Origin of the sequence: Marisediminitalea oceani (assembly GCF_003731635.1) — a bacterium.
GTDB lineage: Bacteria > Pseudomonadota > Gammaproteobacteria > Enterobacterales > Alteromonadaceae > Alteromonas > Alteromonas oceani.
Genome location: NZ_RCUA01000078.1, coordinates 141,222 through 156,160 on the forward strand (window position 1 = coordinate 141,222; position 14,939 = coordinate 156,160).

Genomic DNA, 14,939 nt, shown 5'->3' on the forward strand with positions numbered 1-14,939 from the left:
CCGCAAAATATTGAGCTAAAACAGACTAACTGGACACATTACGAACAGCATCGGCGATTTTCTCCGCCCATGTCGTAGAAGCCAGTTCATCATCTGACTCAACCATAACCCGAATCAAGGGTTCAGTACCACTCTTGCGTAACAACACGCGGCCCTGTTTACCCAGTGCGCTCTCGGCTTCTGCTTTGGCCGTTAGCACTTCGTCACTGTTTAGCGGATCGCTATCGGCATTTTCAAACCGGACATTAACCAGTGTTTGCGGGAATTTTTCAAAACCACTGGCTAAATCGTGCAATGTCATATTGGCGCGCAGCATGGCAGAAATCACCTGCAGGCCAGCAATAATACCGTCGCCGGTCGAAGCCAGATTAAGATTCAGTACGTGTCCTGAGTTTTCGCCGCCGATGGTCCAGTTTTTCTGTTGCAGTAATTCCATCACATAACGGTCACCAACTTTGGAACGCACAAAGGGCACGCCCAGCTTGTTGAGCGCTATCTCAAGGCCGAGGTTACTCATCAGAGTACCCACCACGCCACCGCCATTGAGGCGACCGCCTTTTAACGCATCACGGGCAATAATGAATAACACCTGGTCTCCATCAATCACGTTGCCCAGATGGTCCACCATCATAATGCGGTCACCATCGCCATCCAGGGCAAAGCCTAAATCGGCTTTGTGTTCCAGCACCGCTTCTACCGTTGAGCGCATACTGGTGGCACCAACGCCTTCATTGATATTCAGGCCATTGGGTTTAGTGCCCAGTTCAATAACCTCAGCACCCAGCTCAGCCAGTACATTTGGTGCGATGTGATAAGTAGCACCATGAGCACAATCTACCACTACTTTGAGCCCCTGCAGGGATAACTCAGACGGAAACGTCCCTTTGCAGTATTCGATATAACGCCCTGCCGCATCGTTAATCCGGGTGGCTTTACCCAGTTTATTCGATGCAACACAGGTCATCGGTTTGTCCATCATCTCTTCAATGGCAATTTCAATGTCATCATCAAGCTTAAAGCCATCAGAAGAGAAAAACTTAATACCGTTATCATAATAAGGATTGTGCGAGGCACTGATCACAATGCCTGCTTCAGAGCGAAACGTTTTGGTCAGATAGGCAATCGCCGGGGTTGGCATAGGGCCGAGTAAGCCACTGTTGATCCCAGCCGCCGACAAGCCGGCTTCCAGGGCTGACTCCAGCATGTAACCGGAGATCCTGGTGTCCTTCCCTATCAGAACTTTATTAGTACCATGACCGGCAAGCACCTTACCTGCCGCCCAACCCAGCTTAATAACAAATTCCGGATTAATGGCACTCTCGCCCACTTTGCCGCGGATACCATCAGTACCAAAATATTTTCTAGCGCCCATAACGTATTTCCTAATTATAATGTATTCATATAGCTGGCAACTTTCACAACATCAGCAGTTTCCTCGACGTCGTGTACTCTTATTATTTGTGCACCTTTCAGCGCCGCAATAGTTGCCACTGCTAAACTGCCTGCCAGCCTTTTATCCACCGGCTGACCGGTTAAATTCCCTATCATGGATTTGCGCGACATGCCCACCAGTAACGGCATCTTAAACCGGTGAAATCGCTCAAGTTCATTTAATAACTGATAGTTATGCTCAAGAGTCTTACCGAAGCCAAACCCCGGGTCAAGCAGGATTTTATCCCGACTAATGCCGGCCGCCTCGCAAGCTGCGATTTGCTGAGTGAAAAAGTTCTCGATGTCAGTAAACAAATCCTCATAATGCGGATTGGCCTGCATGGTTCTCGGCTGCCCCTGCATGTGCATCAGGCACACCGGTACGCCATATTCTGCCACCACCTCACGACAACCGGGCTCCTGTAACGCCCGAACATCATTAATGAGATCTCCTCCCGCGGCAAGCGCTTCGCGCATCACCGGCGCTTTACTGGTATCGATGGAGATAACGATATCAGATTGGGCCCGTAGGGCTTCTACCACCGGTACCACCCGTTCGAGTTCTTCATCGAGGCTGACATCCGGGGCACCCGGCCGGGTGGACTCTCCGCCAATGTCAATTATTGTCGCGCCGGCCGCTTCCATCGCCCTGGCCTGCTCCAGCGCAGCTTGCAGGGTATTGTGCTGACCACCATCCGAAAAGGAATCGGGGGTAACGTTTAAGATCCCCATCACCTGGGGCTGAGAAGTAGATAAGGTTATCGATCTGATTTGCATAACGGATAATAGCTTACTGTAAATACAAAAAAGCGCCGGGGTTACCGGCGCTTTTAATTAATTGGCCTGAGCTTAGCCCGGCAGATCACCAGGTTTACCTACAGACGGCTTATCAACACCATCATCGGTAATCTCGCCTTCTTTGCTGGGTGCGCCACCGCTTGGCTTATCGCCACTTGACGGACGGTCGTCCCAACCGGCTGGTGGCCGCACATCGCGACGCGCCATCAGGTCATCTATCTGCTTGGCATCAATGGTTTCGTACTTCATCAGCGCGTCTTTCATTGAGTGCAGAATGTCGATGTTTTCTTCGAGAATTTGCTGAGCACGGTCATAGTTGCGGTCGATCACAGACTTGATCTCCGCATCAATGGCACGGGCGGTGTCATCAGACATGTTTGATGCCTTTGACATGGATTTACCCAGGAACACCTCGCCTTCTTCTTCGGCGTACAGCATTGGTCCCATTTTGTCTGACAGACCCCATTGGGTAACCATCTTACGGGCAATATCGGTGGCTCGCTCGATATCATTCGAGGCGCCGGTAGTCACTTTATCGTTACCATAAATGATTTGCTCAGCAAGACGGCCGCCAAACAAGCTGGAAATCATACTCTCCAGGTGTTGCTTGGTGTGGCTTACCCGATCCTGCTCCGGCAGATACATAGTAACACCCAACGCGCGACCGCGTGGAATGATAGACACTTTGTATACCGGATCATGCTCTGGCACTAAACGACCCACAATGGCGTGGCCCGCCTCGTGATAAGCCGTCATGGTTTTCTCTTCTTCAGACATCACCATGGACTTACGCTCAGAACCCATCATAATTTTGTCTTTGGCTTTCTCAAACTCTTCCATCGATACCAGTCGACGGTTAGCTCGCGCAGCAAACAACGCCGCTTCGTTTACCAGGTTAGCCAGATCGGCACCAGAGAAACCTGGTGTACCGCGGGCAATCACCGATGGTTCAACATCGTCTGCAACCGGTACCTTACGTACGTGTACTTTAAGGATCTGTTCACGACCACGAATATCCGGCAGACCAACAACCACCTGACGGTCGAAGCGACCAGGACGCAACAGAGCCGGGTCGAGCACATCCGGACGGTTAGTCGCGGCGATGACAATAATACCTTCGTGACCTTCAAAGCCGTCCATTTCTACCAGCATCTGGTTAAGGGTTTGCTCACGCTCGTCGTGACCACCACCTAAACCGGCACCACGCTGACGGCCAACGGCATCGATTTCGTCGATAAAGATAATACAAGGTGCCGCTTTACGGGCCTGTTCAAACATATCGCGAACCCGTGAGGCACCCACACCGACAAACATTTCTACGAAGTCAGAACCGGAAATGGTAAAAAACGGTACTTTGGCTTCACCGGCAATCGCTTTTGCCAGCAAGGTTTTACCCGTACCAGGAGGGCCTACCATCAGGACGCCCTTCGGAATCTTACCGCCCAGTTTCTGGAACTTGGAAGGGTCGCGCAGGAAGTCTACCAGCTCAGCGACATCTTCTTTGGCTTCGTCACAACCAGCAACGTCGGCAAAGGTCGTTTTGATTTGATCTTCACTCAGTAAGCGCGCTTTGCTCTTACCAAATGACATTGCACCACGGCCGCCGCCGCCCTGCATTTGTCGCATGAAGAATATCCATACGGCGATAAGCAGTAACATTGGGAACCAGGAAATGAAAATTGACGTCAGAATCGACGGCTGCTCCGGCGGCTCACCCAACACGCGAACGTCCTGCTTGACCAGATCAGAGATTAGCTGATCATCAAAATACGGGATGAACGTTTTAAATGTCTCGCCTGAGCGCTTAACACCACGAATTTCGTTTGTGTCGCTGCTAATCCGCACTTCGCGAATTGTGCCTTGCTTCACTTCTTTAAGAAATGTGGTGTAGTCAGTTTGTGCCCGGCCAGATTCGCTGGGAGAAAAACTTTGGAAAACCGCCATTAAAACTACTGCGATCACCAACCACAAGATTAAGTTTTTTGCCATGTCGCTCAATGCTACTAACCTCTGTAAAAATCATCCGGTCTCAATGTGACGCTAAATTGCGCCACTAAAAACGACCGGTGAGTGTCTCAAAAACGCGATAACTAAGCCTACTATACTTTATAACCGCTTGCTACCTAATACGCTTCTCTGTAACGCGCTCCGGGCAGATCCGATGCGCGTAATTTACTGGTTCAGGCGGTGTTTTTACTAACGCTGAAAAAATCACCTGAACACTTCCTGCACGGTTACGCTGTAAGACTGCAAATCTGTTGCCAGGTTCCAGTCATTTACCGCGCAAATCCTTCGTTATCGTGAAACGCAATCCCCTGAGGGATCTTGCCCGCTAACATTTCACAGCAGTCGTTTCACAACCGAGCTGTTTTACTTTTCTACGGTTCAAGCAATCAATCTGTTCAATCCAAAGACTAAAAGTATTTCGCCAATTGCACCTTGCCGGTTAAGCAAATTAACCAACAACTGATTGAAATGTTCAATTAATCAACGGTTAGCCCTGACTTACTGCGTCTTTTTTGTCTTTACCGTACGATCTCATTAGGATTGTAGTCGAGATGGCGTTAGAATACGCTTTTTCAAGACAGACTTTGCACTTAAATTGTAAGAAAAACTTAAATAATGAAACTTTCAAATAAACAAAAGCAATTCCTTAAAGGCCTCGCCCACCCGTTAAAACCCGTTGTTCAGCTTGGCGGCAATGGTTTGACCGAAGGTGTTCTGGCCGAAATCGACAACGCCCTGAACCACCACGAATTAATCAAGGTAAAAGTGCCTTCGGATGACCGTGAAGAAAAGGCGCTGATTATGGACGCCATTATTCGCGAAACCGCCAGTGAGAAATTACAGGTAATTGGCCACACGCTGATTCTGTATCGCCCCAGCGAAGAGTGTAAAATTCAGTTGCCAAAATAAGTTATCCCATCACTTCCTGCACATTCCCTTTCCGTAAACGTTAGGTAAAATAAGTTTAACATTTTACTAACAATAAACGGAGTTGCAATGCAGATAGCCAACCATACAGCTGTGATCACCGGCGGGTGTTCAGGGCTGGGCCTGGCGGTTGCCAAACAGCTGGTGTCAATGGGCGCCAATGTTGTTCTTATCGATATCAACAGTGAAGCCGGCGCCAGACAGCAATCTGAGTTAGGTGCTGACAACACGCTGTTTATCAATGCCGATGTCACCAGTGAACAAGCCATCAGTAAAGCGCTGGATAGTGCCGTGGAGCGCTTTGGTGCAATTCATTTTTGCGTAAATTGTGCCGGTATCGCCCCGGCGGAGCGTTTACTCAATAAACAGGGCGAGCCCGCCAGTCTGACGCGTTTTAATCAGACTCTGTCAATTAACCTCAGTGGCACCTATAACGTGGCGCGGCTGGCCGCGGCGAAGATGGCAGAAAATGCTCCCCACCCAGACACGGGCGAACGCGGCGTGATCATCAACACAGCGTCCATCGCCGGTTACGAAGGCCAGATTGGCCAAACCGCTTACGCAGCAAGTAAAGCAGCAATTATTGGCTTAACACTGCCAATGGCAAGGGATCTGTCGAACCTGGGAATTCGGGTGAACAGCATTGCGCCGGGCGTGATGGGCACACCACTACTCACAGCTATGCCGCAACAGGTGCAGGACGCGCTGGGTGCAAACGTGCCTTTTCCGGCCCGCCTTGGTAGCCCGGAAGAATTTGCCCACCTTGCCCAGCATATTTGCCAGAATAGCTATATTAACGGCGAAACCATTCGTCTGGACGGTGCATTACGCATGCAACCAAAGTAACCCAAGGTTGAAGCTGAAAAATCGGGCTGCAGGCCAGCCCGCTATGTAATATGCCGGCTTTATTCTTCTGCGCCATTCACTGTACAGGCAATCTGATACAAGCGCTTAACGGCCAGGTCATTTACGGTATTTTTCGGATACCGGCCACGACTTGACAGGACTCCGGCTTCTTTCTCCATCAGCAGTTCAAGCGCATCATCCACGGTTTCCACACTGTAGATAGCAAACTGACCTTTTTTCACCGCATCCACTACAGCTTTATCGAGCACCAGGTGACGAACATTGGATTTGGGGATAATCACGCCCTGCTCACCATTTAAACCGCGGTGCTGGCAAACATCGAAGAAGCCTTCAATTTTTTCATTAACGCCGCCCACTGCCTGCACTTCACCGTACTGGTTAATGGAGCCGGTGACCGCCAACGACTGCCGGGCAGGAATATCAGTAATAGCTGAAATAAGCGCCACCAGTTCGCCTAAAGAAGCGCTGTCGCCGTCGATATGGCCGTAAGATTGCTCCAGGGCAATATTCGCGGATACGGTTAACGGAAAGGCCTGCGCGTATTTGTTACCGAGATAACCGGTGAGTAGCATTACCCCTTTCGAGTGGATCGGCTGTCCCAGTTCGACTTCCCTCTCAATATCCACCACCCCACTGGCACCGGCATAAACCGTTGCAGTGATCCGTGCCGGCGTGCCAAACGCCGTATCACCAATATCCATTACCGTCAGGCCATTTACCTTACCGATAGCTTTACCCTCAGTTGCAATGAGCACCTGGCCTTCTTTTATATCGTTTAACAACGAGGTACTAACACGGCCGGTGCGGCGTTTTTTAGCCATCAGAGCCGAGTTCAGATGACTTAAATCTATTTGCGTATCACCCACTTTCATGCAGAAATAATGGGCCTCATTGAGCAACTCGATGACATCGGCAAAATGTGCCGACAGCTTTTCCTGATGTTCCGCCATGCGCAAAGAATACTCAACCAGGCGGTACATGGCAGGCTGGGTAATGCCTGTCAGGCCAAGCTGAATGATTTTCTTGCGCACCCGGCCAACAAAATCAAACAGGTTTTGCCGGGTTGCACTGATTTCATGGTCAAAATCAACCAGTACCCGAAACAGCTCATTAAACTCTGAGTCGTAATCCTGCAAGGTATAGTACAGATCGCGGGACCCCATCAGGATAACCTTCACTTTCAGGTCGATGGCCTGGGGCATCAGTGTCATCGCACTGGCCATACCCACATCCTGTTGCGGCAAATCCATTTTTAACTTACCAAACTTGACCGCCAGTTTAAGTGCTTCCCATACATAAGGCTGATGTAGCAGTTGATCCGCGTCGAGCAGCAGATACCCACCGTTGGCCTTGTGCAGCGCGCCCGGGCGGATCATCTTATAGTTGGTGTACATTGCCCCGCCTAAATGGGTGTACTCAATTAAGCCAAACAGGTTCTGGTAAGTTGGATTGGGCTCATAAACAACCGGCGCACCGCCTTCCAGGCTATGCGCACAGATAACATTTGGCAAAAAATGCTCTTCGAGGATCTCCCGGCGGTCACGTTCATCCAACTTTTCAGCTTTAGGCTCTTCGGTCAGAAAAGCAATCACCGCTTCAATCAGGTGCGACTTTAACTGGCGCAGGTGTTTAAGCACCCCGAGGTCACCAGAATACTTATGCTCCAGTTCCTTAAGCAGTGGCCTGATGCCGTGCTCTGCAGTGTCCCGGTTCAACTTGCGTAACTGCTCAGAATTTTCCCGCTTCCACACGGGTAACGAAAGCAGACTTTCACTGAGCCGGTTTTCCAGCTCATCAATTAATTTGTAAAAGCCTTCGCGCTGCTGCTCGGTGAGCTGAGCAAATTCACTGTCATCAATGGGTTTATTATTTACAATGGGAGCAAAGCTAACGGTACCCTGCTCTTCATGCATGGCCACTGAATTGGCCTGGGCAAAGCGTTCAACACTATTAATGGCTTCATCGTATTTTTGTTCAAAGTGTCTGGAAATTGCCGCTTTTTTACGCTGATACCCCGGGTTATCAAAGGCCGCCGGGAAGGTATCGAGTAACTCGTCCACCAGATTCGCCATATCCCGGGCAAATTCCCGCGCACCGCCAGGATGCATGCGCAGCACCAGAGGCTCGCGTTCTTCCTCGAAATTGTTGATAAAACACCAGTCATCGGGCGTGGCCAGTTTACTCACATGCCGTTCGATGTATTCCTTAACCAGAGTGAAGCGGCCGGTAGCGTGCTCACCCATCACATACAGGTTGTAACCGGTAGAATCGATATTTAAACCAAACGTCAGCGCCTCGCGGGCCCGTTCCTGACCTATAAAGGTCGAATTTAACGCCGCGTCTTCTTTTAGTGCCTGATTGATGGCCCGACGATTTATATTAGGGGTGAGCTGTGTGGCAGGTAACCGCTCCCAGGTCATAGCTATATTCTTCTTTATTTACTCTCACTACAGTGAATCCTGAATCCCCTTGCCTGTCAAACCCTAAACTTGTGTTTGCTCAATTTCCATACTAGCCTGACCGATTGATTCGTAGCCCCGTGTTCGGAACCACCATAATGAAGTTAATAGCCTTATTTACCCTGCTGCTGAGTAGCGCCTGTTTGGCCAAACCAGAAGTCATTGCCGTCAGTGACAGTGGCTTTATTGTCGAGAATAAGGTCCACATTGATGCACCGACCGATGTGGTGTGGACTGCCCTTATCAATGATATCGATAAATGGTGGCCGAAAAGCCACAGCTGGTGGGGCGAAGAAGGGAAATTCACCCTGCAGGCAAAAGCCGGTGGATGTTTTTGTGAAACGGCAGGAAGTCGCTCCGCGCAACACATGCAGGTCGTATTTGTCGAACCGCAAAAAATGCTGAGAATGACCGGCGGCCTTGGCCCCTTGCAGGGGATGGGCGTGTTTGGCTCGCTGGACTGGGTATTTGAATCAGTGCCCGGTGGCACTCAAATTACGCTGACCTACCGTGTACAGGGTTTTACACCCGATGGCTTTAGCAAACTGGCGCCAGTGGTTGCCGAGGTACAGGGGTTGCAGTTGCAGGGCCTGGCAAATTACCTTAGGAGCGATTAAATTACGGTCAATTAAGCCAAATATTCCGCTTCATTAGGTTCAGCCTATTGTGACATACGCCACCGCTAAGTTATTCTATGGGGTTATTATACCCATAATCTACTGGTGGTAGTGTTTAGACTCCTTTTCACACCCGCTGCCGGTACAGTTGTTAAAGTTAAATAAAGCGGAAGCCTCAGGTAAATGGCCGAAAATCAGTACAACCCACAAGAAATCGAAAGTGCGGTGCAGCAGCACTGGCAAGACACCAATGCCTTTAAGGTGACAGAAGAGCCGGGTAAAGAGAAGTTTTACTGCCTGTCTATGTTCCCCTACCCCAGTGGCCGCCTCCACATGGGACACGTGCGTAATTATACCATCGGTGACGTAATCAGCCGTTTTCAGCGTATGCAGGGCAAAAATGTACTGCAACCCATGGGATGGGATGCCTTTGGTCTGCCAGCAGAAAACGCGGCAATTAATAACAACACCGCGCCGGCAAAGTGGACCTACTCGAATATCGACTACATGAAAAACCAGCTTAAGTCGCTGGGCTTCGGCTACGACTGGGACCGCGAAGTCGCCACCTGTAAAGCAGACTACTATCGTTGGGAGCAGTGGTTTTTTACGCGCCTGTATGAAAAAGGCCTGGTTTACAAAAAGAATTCAACGGTTAACTGGGATCCGGTAGACCAAACCGTACTCGCCAACGAACAGGTTATCGATGGCCGTGGCTGGCGTTCAGGCGCTGTAGTTGAGCAAAAAGAAATCCCGCAGTGGTTTATTAAAATCACCGATTACGCCGAAGAGCTGTTACAGGATCTCGAACAACTGGAAGACTGGCCGGAACAGGTTCGGGCCATGCAGGCTAACTGGATTGGTCGCTCCGAGGGTGTTGAAATTACCTTTAAAATGGCTGAGCAGGTTAATGAGGTCAGCGATTTAACCGTTTACACCACGCGCCCGGATACCTTTATGGGTGTCACCTATGTTGCCGTGGCTGCACAACATCCGCTGGCCGAGGCCGCCGCACAGAACAATGCCGACGTTGCTAAATTCATCGATGAATGTAAAAACACCAAGGTCGCCGAAGCAGAACTGGCCACCATGGAGAAAAAAGGCTGTTCCACCGGCTTTTACGTGGTTCATCCGTTAACCGGCGAGCAATTACCAGTATGGGTAGCAAACTTCGTATTGATGGATTACGGCTCAGGCGCAGTAATGGCAGTGCCGGGGCACGATCAACGTGACTGGGAATTTGCCACCCGCTACGATTTACCCATCAAGCAGGTGATCGAGCCACAACAAGGCAGCAATGTCGAGTGCGACCTGAGCGCGTCAGCCTTCACCGAAAAAGGCGTACTGATTAATTCCAATAACTTTGACGGACTGGAATTTGACGCGGCTTTTAATGGTATTGCCGACAAACTGGTGGAGCTGGGCTGTGGTCAGCGCAAAGTAAATTACCGCCTGCGTGACTGGGGCGTGAGCCGTCAGCGTTACTGGGGTGCGCCTATCCCAATGCTTAATCTGGAAAACGGTGAATCTGTGCCAGTACCAGCTGATGAGCTGCCGGTAGTATTACCTGAAGATGTGGAAATGGACGGGGTGACCTCGCCAATTAAAGCCGATCCACAATGGGCCAAAACGACTTACAACGGTGAAGCTGCGCTGCGCGAAACCGACACCTTTGACACCTTTATGGAGTCTTCCTGGTACTACGCGCGCTACAGCTGTGCGACTACCGATGATGCCATGCTGGATCCGGCTAAAGCTAACTACTGGCTGCCGGTGGATCAATATGTAGGCGGTATCGAACACGCTATCCTGCACCTGTTGTATTCCCGCTTCTATCACAAATTATTACGTGATGAAGGCCTGGTTGAATCTGACGAGCCTTACAAGCGTTTGTTGTGTCAGGGCATGGTGCTGGCTGACTCCTACTACAGTGAAGACGATAAAGGGAAGAAAACCTGGTACTCGCCCACTGAAGTATCTACCGAAAAAGATGACAAGGGCCGGATCATCAAAGCCTGGCTAACTGCTGATAATACGCCGGTGCAGCATGGCGGTATGACCAAAATGTCGAAGTCGAAAAATAATGGTATCGACCCGCAACAGGTTATCGATCAGTACGGTGCCGATACGGTACGTTTATTTACCATGTTTGCAGCGCCACCAGAGCAAACGCTGGAATGGGTAGACTCAGGGGTAGAAGGCGCTAACCGCTTCCTGCGTCGAGTATGGAAACTGGTGAATGATCATCTGGCTGCCGGCACCCCCGGGGAGCTGGACGTTAAAGCGCTGGATAAATCTCAGCAGGCACTGCGCCGTGAGCTGCACAAAACCATCGAAAAAGTCAGTGATGATTTGGGCCGTCGTCAGACGTTCAACACGGCGGTAGCGGCAATCATGGAATTGCTTAACCACCTGCAAAAAGCACCGCAGGAGAGTAGCCAGGATATCGCCTTAATGCGTGAAGCGGTTAACAGCATTGTGTTGCTGTTGAATCCAATCACTCCGCATATCTGTCATCACCTGTGGGCAAAGCTTGGCCATACCAACAGTATCGAAACAGCGCCATGGCCGGTGGCTGATAAGGATGCATTGGTTGAAGACGAAAAGCTAATTATTGTTCAGGTTAACGGTAAACTACGGGCTAAAATTACCGTTTCAGCCAGTGCCAGCAAAGAAGAGCTGGAACAACTGGCTAAAGACCAGCCCAATGTACAGCAGTTTACCGAAGGCAAGACCATCCGTAAGGTCATTGTGGTACCCGGTAAGCTGGTGAATATCGTGGCTAACTAATGCGCAGATTAACTGTTATCAGTAAAAGTCTGATCCTGATGATAACCACACTGGCTCTCGCCAGCTGTGGTTTTCATTTGCGTAGCGATAAAACCCTGCCAAGCAACACCGACTACCTGTACGTGCAGGCGACTAGTCAGAATGCGCCCCTGGTGCGAGCGCTAGAAAATCGCATGAATGTGTATCAAATCAAGGGCGGCCCCGAGGCGGCCCCCGGTCTGGAAGACACAACCATTACCCTGCGCCTGCAGCCTGAGTCACTGGACCGACGGCTACTGTCAGTATTTGCTACCGGTCAGGTAGCAGAATATGAGCTGATTTATGGTGTTCGTTATACCGTACTGTTTCCCAATGGCGAGGAACTGAAAACCTCTTTTGAAGTACTGCGGGAATATCAGGATGACCCCGATCAGGTGCTGGCAAAATCGCGCGAGCTGAATCTGGTGCTCAGTGAAATGCGCCTGGAAGCAGCCGACCGTATCATTCGCTTGTTATCCAGTCAGTACGCGGGGCTTTAATCAGGTGCAGGTTTATCCCGATCGCTTCAGGCAAACCTTAAAAGAGGGTCTTAAGGGCTGCTATCTGGTCTTTGGTGATGAGCCTCAGCAAAAGTTTGAAATTCTGCAGGCATTAAGAGCAACGGCTAAACAGCAAGGCTTCGATGAGCGCACGGTGCTGGTAGCTGACGGCGAATTTAGCTGGTCACGTTTAATCGATGCGACCCAGAGTATGTCGCTGTTTGCGGCACGCCAGTTAATCGAGCTGGAATTACCTACGGGTAAGCCTGGCACCGAAGGTGCTGGTATCCTGACTGACCTGGCAGGTAACTTATCGAGCGATACCCTGCTCATCATCCATGGCGGCAGAATTGGCAAGGACGTGCAGCGAACCAAATGGTTTAAAGCCCTCGACGCCATCGGTGTTTTCACCATCTGCTACCCGCTGGAAGGCGCGCAGCTACACAAATGGATCCAGCAACGCCTGCAATCCGAGTCTTTTCAGTTTACCCCCGCCTGTGTGAAACTCATTGCTGACTTCAGTGAGGGCAACCTGATGGCTGCCGCCCAGGAAATTGAAAAACTCACCCTGGCCTACCCGGATAAACAGCTGGACGAAGAAAAACTGGCCAGCGCCCTGGTGGATCAGTCGCGTTTCAACGTTTTCCAGCTGGTGGATATCATGCTCCAGGGCGATCGCACCCGCTGCGTTAAAATCCTCCAACGACTGGAAAGTGAAGGCATTGAACCCAACATTATCATCTGGGCACTGGTGCGGGAATGGCAGACGCTGTGGAAGCTGAATCATCTGCAAAACAGCGGTCAGACAATCACCTGGCCGAAGCTGGGGATCTGGAAAAACCGCCAGGGCTATTACCAGCAGGCAATGCAACGGTTGTCCAAACAAGACCTGACGCTGATTGGTGAGCAGCTCACCGAAGCCGACCAGTTGTTTAAGCAAACCTCTGTGGTCAGGCCATATATCAAACTTTGTCATTTATGCCTGCTGTTCACCGGCGTGCCGCTGGCGCATATGGCATTTGCTGAAAGTGCAGATACACTCTGATGCGAGCGTTATTAGGGGGGACCTTTAACCCGCCGCATCAGGGCCATATAAAAGCGGGACTGGAAGCCATTAATGAGATTGGCGTTGAGCGGCTGGCTTTATTACCGTGCAAATTGCCACCGCATAAAACGGCACCAGAAACAGCTACTGCCCACCGCTTAAAAATGCTTGAACTGGCCTGTGAGGATGAGCCCGCGTTATATGTTGAGCCACTGGAATTATCCTTACCAGCGCCCTCTTACACGGTAAAGACGCTACAGCATTTACGCCGCACGCTGGGCAATGAACCATTGTTTTTTCTGTTGGGTGAAGATTCACTGTATAATCTGCCGAGCTGGTATCAATGGCAATCACTGACAGACTATTGTCATATTGTGGTTATGCGGCGACCTGCTTCGCCTGGCGAACCGGATGAAACACTGCGCGAATGGCTCACCGAGCGTCAGTGCACGCAATTAGAAACGTTTTATCACCAGCCTGCCGGGCTGGTGTATTATACCGACAGTCAGGACTATGCCGTGTCTTCCACACAATTACGCGATGCGCTGACTGCCGGACAAACAACTGACCGTGTGGTGACTGACTGGCTTAGCCCGGCAGTTCTGCACTATATTAAACAACATAAGTTATACGGCGCCATTTAAGGTGTCAGTGAGGAGAACTTTTGCAACACGAGCAACTCAAAGCGTTTGTCTTAGACAAAATTGACGATATGAAAGGACGGGATATCGTTGAATTAAATGTAAAAGGAAAATCAACCGTCACTGATACCATGGTTATCTGTTCGGGTAACTCCAAACGCCATGTCAGTTCGATTGCCGAACACGTGCAGGTAGAGGCCAAGCACGCCGGTCATGCCCCACTAAATGTTGAAGGCAAGGAAACCGGCGACTGGGTACTGGTCGACTTAGGCGATATCATTGTGCATATCATGCAGGATGAAGCCCGGGATTTTTATCAGCTGGAAAAGCTTTGGGGTTAACTCCCCGGCCGACACGGAGTTAGTAAACTGTGCGCATACAGGTAATTGCGGTTGGTAATAAAATGCCAGACTGGGTGAGCACCGGCACCAATGAATTTCTGCGCAGGTTTCCGGCAGATATGCCGGTGACGTTTACTGAGATCCCGCCAGGTAAACGCGGCAAAAACGCAGATATCAAACGCATCCTGCAAAAGGAAGGCGAAGCCATGATTGCGGCCATTGGTAAGTCCGATAAAGTGGTCACGCTGGAAGTCACCGGCCGCCCCTGGGACACTCCAGCGCTCGCCCGCCAGTTAGACAGCTGGAAAATGGATGGTCGCGATATCAGTTTACTCATCGGTGGGCCAGAAGGCCTTGCCCCGGTATGCTGTGAGCTGGCCGAACAACGCTGGTCACTCTCCCCTCTTACTCTGCCGCATCCACTGGTACGAATCATCGTCGCCGAATCTCTGTACCGGGCCTGGTCTGTTACCCAGAACCACCCCTACCACAGAGAATAAT

The 14,939-nt window shown here is 50.6% G+C and carries 13 protein-coding genes; 9 read left to right on the plus strand and 4 right to left on the minus strand.

The window, feature by feature from the left end; genetic code table 11:
* Window positions 1-25: 25 nt before the first annotated feature.
* From glmM to ftsH, 3 genes are all read right to left on the minus strand, one after another.
* On the minus strand, window positions 26-1,372 hold the full coding sequence (glmM, locus tag D9T21_RS20010) for a phosphoglucosamine mutase (protein WP_123326949.1): 1,347 nt from the start codon (window positions 1,370-1,372) through the stop codon (window positions 26-28).
* A gap of 14 nt (window positions 1,373-1,386) precedes the next feature.
* Window positions 1,387-2,208 carry a dihydropteroate synthase gene (folP, locus tag D9T21_RS20015; protein WP_123326950.1) on the minus strand — a complete coding sequence of 274 codons (822 nt, stop codon included), beginning with the start codon at window positions 2,206-2,208 and terminating at the stop codon, window positions 1,387-1,389.
* Between the two features lie 72 nt (window positions 2,209-2,280).
* Window positions 2,281-4,227, minus strand: coding sequence for an ATP-dependent zinc metalloprotease FtsH (gene ftsH / locus D9T21_RS20020; RefSeq protein ID WP_123326951.1), 1,947 nt, complete (start codon window positions 4,225-4,227; stop codon window positions 2,281-2,283).
* A gap of 624 nt (window positions 4,228-4,851) precedes the next feature.
* Here ftsH and yhbY point away from each other — a divergent pair.
* Window positions 4,852-5,145 (plus strand): ribosome assembly RNA-binding protein YhbY, encoded by a 294-nt coding sequence (gene yhbY, locus D9T21_RS20025; RefSeq protein WP_105936815.1) that lies wholly within the window; start codon window positions 4,852-4,854, stop codon window positions 5,143-5,145.
* Window positions 5,146-5,232: 87 nt separating this feature from the next.
* Window positions 5,233-6,009 carry an SDR family NAD(P)-dependent oxidoreductase gene (locus D9T21_RS20030; protein ID WP_123326952.1) on the plus strand — a complete coding sequence of 259 codons (777 nt, stop codon included), beginning with the start codon at window positions 5,233-5,235 and terminating at the stop codon, window positions 6,007-6,009.
* 59 nt (window positions 6,010-6,068) lie between these two features.
* Here the strand turns inward: D9T21_RS20030 and D9T21_RS20035 are convergent, their stop codons facing one another.
* On the minus strand, window positions 6,069-8,450 hold the full coding sequence (locus tag D9T21_RS20035; RefSeq protein ID WP_123326953.1) for a Lon protease family protein: 2,382 nt from the start codon (window positions 8,448-8,450) through the stop codon (window positions 6,069-6,071).
* A gap of 137 nt (window positions 8,451-8,587) precedes the next feature.
* Here D9T21_RS20035 and D9T21_RS20040 point away from each other — a divergent pair, with 137 nt between their 5' ends.
* From D9T21_RS20040 to rlmH, 7 genes are all read left to right on the plus strand, one after another.
* On the plus strand, window positions 8,588-9,106 hold the full coding sequence (locus tag D9T21_RS20040; RefSeq protein ID WP_123326954.1) for an SRPBCC family protein: 519 nt from the start codon (window positions 8,588-8,590) through the stop codon (window positions 9,104-9,106).
* A gap of 183 nt (window positions 9,107-9,289) precedes the next feature.
* Window positions 9,290-11,893, plus strand: coding sequence for a leucine--tRNA ligase (leuS, locus tag D9T21_RS20045; RefSeq protein WP_123326955.1), 2,604 nt, complete (start codon window positions 9,290-9,292; stop codon window positions 11,891-11,893).
* The gene (locus tag D9T21_RS20050) at window positions 11,893-12,411 is read left to right on the plus strand and encodes an LPS-assembly lipoprotein LptE (protein ID WP_123326956.1); all 519 of its coding nucleotides are present in this window, start codon (window positions 11,893-11,895) and stop codon (window positions 12,409-12,411) included. Before leuS ends, D9T21_RS20050 begins: the two co-directional genes overlap by 1 nt.
* A gap of 4 nt (window positions 12,412-12,415) precedes the next feature.
* On the plus strand, window positions 12,416-13,456 hold the full coding sequence (holA, locus tag D9T21_RS20055; protein ID WP_105936809.1) for a DNA polymerase III subunit delta: 1,041 nt from the start codon (window positions 12,416-12,418) through the stop codon (window positions 13,454-13,456).
* Window positions 13,456-14,100, plus strand: coding sequence for a nicotinate-nucleotide adenylyltransferase (gene nadD, locus D9T21_RS20060; protein WP_123326957.1), 645 nt, complete (start codon window positions 13,456-13,458; stop codon window positions 14,098-14,100). Before holA ends, nadD begins: the two co-directional genes overlap by 1 nt.
* Before the next feature lie 20 nt (window positions 14,101-14,120).
* A complete protein-coding gene (gene rsfS / locus D9T21_RS20065) occupies window positions 14,121-14,438 on the plus strand; it encodes a ribosome silencing factor (protein WP_105936807.1) in 318 nt (105 codons plus the stop codon).
* A gap of 29 nt (window positions 14,439-14,467) precedes the next feature.
* Entirely contained in the window at window positions 14,468-14,938 is a 471-nt protein-coding gene (gene rlmH / locus D9T21_RS20070; protein WP_123326958.1) for a 23S rRNA (pseudouridine(1915)-N(3))-methyltransferase RlmH, read from the plus strand.
* Window position 14,939: the final 1 nt, after the last annotated feature.

Coding starts and splice junctions, on each gene's coding strand:
- nadD (WP_123326957.1), top strand. CDS start 13,456: ATGCGAGCGTTATTAGGGGGGACCTTTAACCCGCCGCATCAGGGCCAT.
- D9T21_RS20040 (WP_123326954.1), top strand. CDS start 8,588: ATGAAGTTAATAGCCTTATTTACCCTGCTGCTGAGTAGCGCCTGTTTG.
- D9T21_RS20035 (WP_123326953.1), bottom strand. CDS start 8,450: ATGACCTGGGAGCGGTTACCTGCCACACAGCTCACCCCTAATATAAAT.
- glmM (WP_123326949.1), bottom strand. CDS start 1,372: ATGGGCGCTAGAAAATATTTTGGTACTGATGGTATCCGCGGCAAAGTG.
- D9T21_RS20050 (WP_123326956.1), top strand. CDS start 11,893: ATGCGCAGATTAACTGTTATCAGTAAAAGTCTGATCCTGATGATAACC.
- leuS (WP_123326955.1), top strand. CDS start 9,290: ATGGCCGAAAATCAGTACAACCCACAAGAAATCGAAAGTGCGGTGCAG.
- folP (WP_123326950.1), bottom strand. CDS start 2,208: ATGCAAATCAGATCGATAACCTTATCTACTTCTCAGCCCCAGGTGATG.
- yhbY (WP_105936815.1), top strand. CDS start 4,852: ATGAAACTTTCAAATAAACAAAAGCAATTCCTTAAAGGCCTCGCCCAC.
- D9T21_RS20030 (WP_123326952.1), top strand. CDS start 5,233: ATGCAGATAGCCAACCATACAGCTGTGATCACCGGCGGGTGTTCAGGG.